We start from the raw sequence: 5,576 nt of genomic DNA, 5'->3' as shown, positions 1-5,576 counted from the left end.
GGGATTTAACGTCGCAGCGACCTACTTTTCCACTCCTGTGGGGAGCAGTATCATCGGCCCTCCAGGTCTTAACGGCCGTGTTCGGGATGGGAACGGGTGTGACCCCTGGGGAAAAGCCGCGACGAAGGGTAGAAGGGTTGAGAAGGGTTAAGGCGAAGCTCCGTAGAGCGTTCGTGGGTGATGAAGTCATGCAATTCATTGATGAAAGGTCAAGTCGATGGACCGATTAGTATCGCTCAGCTGAAGCCGTCACCGGCCTTGCACATGCGACCTATCAACGTGGTGGTCTACCACGGGTCTCATAGGGAGATCTCATCTTGAGGGGTGTTTCGCGCTTAGATGCTTTCAGCGCTTCTCACTTCCCGACATAGCTACCCAGCATTGCACCTGGAGGCACAACTGGAACACCAGAGGTCAGTCCATCCCGGTCCTCTCGTACTAAGGACAGGTCCTCTCAAATCTCCTGCGCCCACACTAGATAGGGACCGAACTGTCTCGCGACGTTCTGAACCCAACTCACGTACCACTATTGATCGGCGAACAGCCGAACCCTTGGGACCTGCTTCAGCCCCAGGATGTGATGAGTCGACATCGAGGTGCCAAACCTTGCCGTCGATATGAACTCTTGGGCAAGATCAGCCTGTTATCCCCGGCGTACCTTTTATCCGTTGAGCGATGGCCCTTCCATTCGGGACCACCGGATCACTATAACCTGCTTTCGCACCTGCTCGTCGTGTCTGACTCGCAGTCAAGCTCCCTTATACTATTGCGCTCTGCGGCTGATTTCCAAACAGCCTGAGGGAACCTTCGTACGCCTCCGTTACGCTTTAGGAGGCGACCGCCCCAGTCAAACTACCCGCCTGACATTGTCTTCCACCCGGATCACGGGTGCGAGTTAGAGATCAGCGTTAAACAGGGTGGTATCTCAACGTCGGCTCCACCGACCCTAACGAGCCAGTTTCATAGCCTCCCACCTATCCTGCACAGTCCAACGCCAACCTCAATGTCAAGGTGTAGTAAAGGTGCACGGGGTCTTTCCGTCTAAGTGCGGGTAACCGGCATCTTCACCGGTGCTACAAGTTCGCTGAGTCTCTGCTGGAGACAGTTCCCAGATCGTTACGCCATTCGTGCAGGTCGGAACTTACCCGACAAGGAATTTCGCTACCTTAGGACCGTTATAGTTACGGCCGCCGTTCACCGGGGCTTAAATTCGCAGCTTCGCTTGCGCTGACCGCTCCTCTTGACCTTCCGGCACCGGGCAGGCGTCAGCCCCTATACCTCCTCTTTGGAGTTTGCAGAGACCTGTGTTTTTGTTAAACAGTCGCCTGGGACATTTATGTGCCACCACCTCGGGCTATGAACCCTACCGTGGTACCCCTTCTCCCGAAGTTACGGGGTTAATTTGCCGAGTTCCTTCAGCAGAGTTCTCTCAAACGCCTGAGGATTCTCTCCTCGACTACCTGTGTCGGTTTGCGGTACGGACACAAGCACCTCTCCTTAGCAGCTTTTCTCGGCAGTGTAGGATCAGGACTTTTCGTCAGATACCTTGAGCTGTTGGCGCCCGGACTTCCCTAAGCGCCACCCTTGATACCTTTCGCAGGACATTCCATAGCCCTGCGTCCCTACCTTCCTGCGTCCCTGCATCGTACAAACGAGATGCTCATGGTGCTGGAATATTAACCAGCCTTCCATCGCCTACGCCTTTCGGCCTCAGCTTAGGGTCCGACTAACCCAACGCGGATTGACCTTGCGTTGGAAACCTTAGTCTTACGGCGGACGGGGTTCTCGCCCGTCTTTACGCTACTTATGCCGACAGAGTCTCTTCCCATGTCTCCAGCTGTCCTTACGGTCAACCTTCACAGACGTAGGGAATGCTCCCCTACCACTTACGTTCGCAGCTTCGGTAACATGCTTTAGCCCCGTTGAATTGTCGGCACAGACCCGCTTGACCAGTGAGCTATTACGCTTTCTTTAAAGGATAGCTGCTTCTAAGCTAACCTCCTGGCTGTCTAAGCACATCCACATCCTTTTCCACTTAGCATGTATTTTGGGACCTTAGCTGGCGATCTGGGTTCTTTCCCTCTCGACTACGGATCTTATCACCCGCAGTCTGACTGCCGGACTTCACGGCGTGCCATTCGAAGATTGGTTGGATTCAGTAAGCTGGTAAGCCCCCTAGTCCATTCAGGTCTCTACCTGCACGACGAAACATCCGACGCTAGCCCTAAAGCTATTTCGGGGAGAACGAGCTATCACGGAATTTGATTGGCCTTTCACCCCTATCCTCAACTCATCCAAGCGGTTTTCAACCCACACTGGTTCGGACCTCCATCCGGTGTCACCCGGACTTCATCCTGGTCAAGGATAGATCATCCCGTTTCGCGTCTATTTCCAGCGACTGTCGCCCTATTCAGACTCGGTTTCCCTGCGGCTTCGCCTCTTCGGCTTCGCCTCGCCACTAAAAATAACTAGCCGGCTCATTATGCAAAAGGCACGCGGTTCCCCTGGTAAACCATAGGGGTTCCACTGCTTGTAGATTGACGGTTTCAGGTTCTATTTCACTCCCCTCATCGGGGTTCTTTTCGCCTTTCCCTCACGGTACTGGTTCACTATCGGTCAGATGAACATATTTAGCCTTACCGCATGGTCGCGGCAAATTCTGTCAAGGTTTCTCGTGCCCCGACATACTTGGGAACACCACTCAGAGTCCGATCGGCTTTCGCGTAAGGGGCTATCACCCTGTCTCGCCGGCCTTTCCATGCCGTTCCGCTAACCGTCGGTTTTGTAACTCTGTGCTGGAGGGCAGCTCCAGCCTGTAGGTCCCACGACCCCCCCTACGCAACGCCTGCCGCTTACACGTAAGAGGTTTGGGCTCCTCCGGTTTCGCTCGCCGCTACTCCCGGAATCACTGTTGTTTTCTGTTCCTGTGGGTACTGAGATGGTTCACTTCCCCACGTTCGCCTCTCAAAGCCTATGAATTCAGCTAAGAGATTCTTGAGCTTTCACCCAAGAGGGTTTCCCCATTCGGACATTCCCGGATCACCGTTCGCGTGCAACTCCCCGAGACTTTTCGCAGCTTACCACGTCCTTCATCGCTGTCATCTGCCAAGGCATCCACCGTCAACCCTTTGTAACTTGGCCTTCCATCAATGAATCACATTCATGAATCATTCATTTCGGCCCACGAGAGTGTTGATTCGCTAAACTTGCCTCGCCTTAAGCCCACAGCGTCACTTCAACGCCATGGATCACCCTTCTCTATTCCTTCTATTTGATTGTCAAACAGCTCCGTCTTTCGACCCGCCCCTCGAGGCAGTCTTGAGCTGGATTCAAACCTCGTAAGGTCTCAACTCAACTCAAATTGGTGGGCCTAGGTGGATTCGAACCACCGACCTCACGCTTATCAGGCGTGCGCTCTAACCAGACTGAGCTATAGGCCCTCGTGCATTCGCACGCGGGAGGGCTATAGGCCCCCGTTGCGTGTCCCAGCAGGCGCTGGTGGACCCGACCGGGATCGAACCGACGACCTCCTGGATGCAAACCAGGCGCTCTCCCAGCTGAGCTACGGGCCCGAATGTTGTCCGGGGGGACCGCCTGCTCGCTTCGCTCGCGATGTCCCCCGGGCCCCCGCTGCTTGCGCGGGAAACCCGCACTCGCAACCTGCCCGCGAAACCACCACTTGCGATCGCAGAACCACGACCCCAGGCATGGACGCCCAAGCACGCTCGTCAAAGACTTGCCCGAGCGTCTTTAAAAACCGGATAGAAATTTTGATCGGAAGCGTTGACCTTTCGTCACTCCTAGAAGCGACTCTCCTTAGAAAGGAGGTGATCCAGCCACAGGTTCTCCTACAGCTACCTTGTTACGACTTCACCCCAATCACCAAGTTCACCATTGAGACCTAGCCCCCTTGCGGGTTACCACAGCCTCTTCAAGTGCTCCCGGCTTTCGTGATGTGACGGGCGGTGTGTACAAGGCCCGGGAACGTATTCACCGTATCATTCTGATACACGATTACTAGCGATTCCACCTTCATGTAGTCGAGTTGCAGACTACAATCCGAACTGAGGACGACTTTCTCCGATTAGCTCCATCTCGCGACTTTGCAACGGTTTGTATCGCCCATTGTAGCACGTGTGTAGCCCTGGACATAAGGGCCATGAGGACTTGACATCATCCCCACCTTCCTCCCGGTTAACCCGGGCAGTCCCCGTAGAGTTCCCGCCATGACGCGCTGGCAACTACGGGTAAGGGTTGCGCTCGTTGCGGGACTTAACCCAACATCTCACGACACGAGCTGACGACAGCCATGCAGCACCTCTGCAGCAGTTCTTGCGAAAAGGCACATCTCTGCACCGGTCCACTGCAGTTCAAGCCCAGGTAAGGTTCTTCGCGTTGCGTCGAATTAAACCACATGCTCCACCGCTTGTGCGGGCCCCCGTCAATTCCTTTGAGTTTCAGCCTTGCGACCGTACTCCCCAGGCGGAACACTTAACGCGTTAGCTCCGGCACGGAAGGGGTCAACTCCCTCCACACCAAGTGTTCATCGTTTACAGCGTGGACTACCAGGGTATCTAATCCTGTTTGCTACCCACACTTTCGCGCCTCAGCGTCAGTTACTGTCCAGGTGGCCGCCTTCGCCACTGGTGTTCCTCCTCATCTCTACGCATTTCACCGCTACACGAGGAATTCCACCACCCTCTCCAGTACTCTAGCCTTCCAGTCTCAGATGCAGTTCCCAAGTTGAGCTCGGGGATTACACATCTGACTTAAAAAACCGCCTACGCGCCCTTTACGCCCAATAATTCCGAATAACGCTTGCCCCCTCTGTATTACCGCGGCTGCTGGCACAGAGTTAGCCGGGGCTTCCTCTCCAGGTACCGTCAAGTAACAGCGCTATTAACACTGCCACCTTCGTCCCTGACGACAGGGTTTTACAGTCCGAAGACCTTCATCACCCACGCGGCGTTGCTGCGTCAGACTCTCGTCCATTGCGCAAAATTCCCCACTGCTGCCTCCCGTAGGAGTCTGGACCGTGTCTCAGTTCCAGTGTGGCCGATCACCCTCTCAGGCCGGCTACTGATCGTCGCCTTGGTGGGCCATTACCCCGCCAACTAGCTAATCAGACGCAGGATCCTCTCTTAGCCCCAGGCCTTGCGGTCCCCAGGTTTCACCTTCAGCATCCCAGCCGAAGGTCTCATGCGGTATTACCACTCCTTTCGGAGCGTTATTCCCCACTAAAAGGTAGATTCCCCACGCGTTACTCACCCGTCTGCCATGCACCTTGCGGCACATCCGACTTGCATGTGTTAGGCACGCCGCCAGCGTTCATTCTGAGCCAGGATCAAACTCTCAAGTTTAATATTCCTGAACTCTTGCTCCTCGGGGTTCCCCCCTTGGACAAATGCTCTGGTCGTATTTCTCTGAATTCCACGAACCGTCCTAGAACGTCCCGCGGAACCCTCAAAGGCTTCCTATCTTCTATCCGGTTTTCAAAGACGCCCTCCGCGCTCTCGCACGGTCCGGAAGAACCTTCCAGCCCTTCCCGGCACCCCGCAGCCTCAACTGCGCAGGAC

2 tRNA genes and 3 rRNA genes are annotated in these 5,576 nt (G+C 55.1%); all 5 read right to left on the bottom strand.

Annotation, left to right across the window (positions count from 1 at the left end):
- Positions 1–8: 8 nt before the first annotated feature.
- The 5 genes from rrf to ML539_RS15310 all read right to left on the bottom strand — a co-directional run bounded on the left by rrf (position 9) and on the right by ML539_RS15310 (position 5,360).
- Positions 9–124, bottom strand: a 5S ribosomal RNA gene (rrf, locus tag ML539_RS15330).
- Between the two features lie 81 nt (positions 125–205).
- Positions 206–3,141 (bottom strand): 23S ribosomal RNA (locus ML539_RS15325).
- A 221-nt stretch (positions 3,142–3,362) separates the two neighbouring features.
- Positions 3,363–3,440: transfer RNA gene (locus tag ML539_RS15320), tRNA-Ile, on the bottom strand.
- A gap of 56 nt (positions 3,441–3,496) precedes the next feature.
- Positions 3,497–3,572: transfer RNA gene (locus ML539_RS15315), tRNA-Ala, on the bottom strand.
- Between the two features lie 248 nt (positions 3,573–3,820).
- Positions 3,821–5,360: ribosomal RNA gene (locus ML539_RS15310) — 16S ribosomal RNA — on the bottom strand.
- Together the 16S, 23S and 5S rRNA genes with 2 tRNA genes alongside form the textbook arrangement of a ribosomal RNA operon.
- Positions 5,361–5,576: the final 216 nt, after the last annotated feature.

The sequence above is a fragment of the Geothrix sp. SG200 genome, assembly GCF_022808935.1.
In the GTDB taxonomy this organism is placed as follows: domain Bacteria; phylum Acidobacteriota; class Holophagae; order Holophagales; family Holophagaceae; genus Geothrix; species Geothrix alkalitolerans.
Note: the sequence above shows the minus strand (reverse complement) of the source record. Positions and strands in the feature narration are given on the sequence as shown.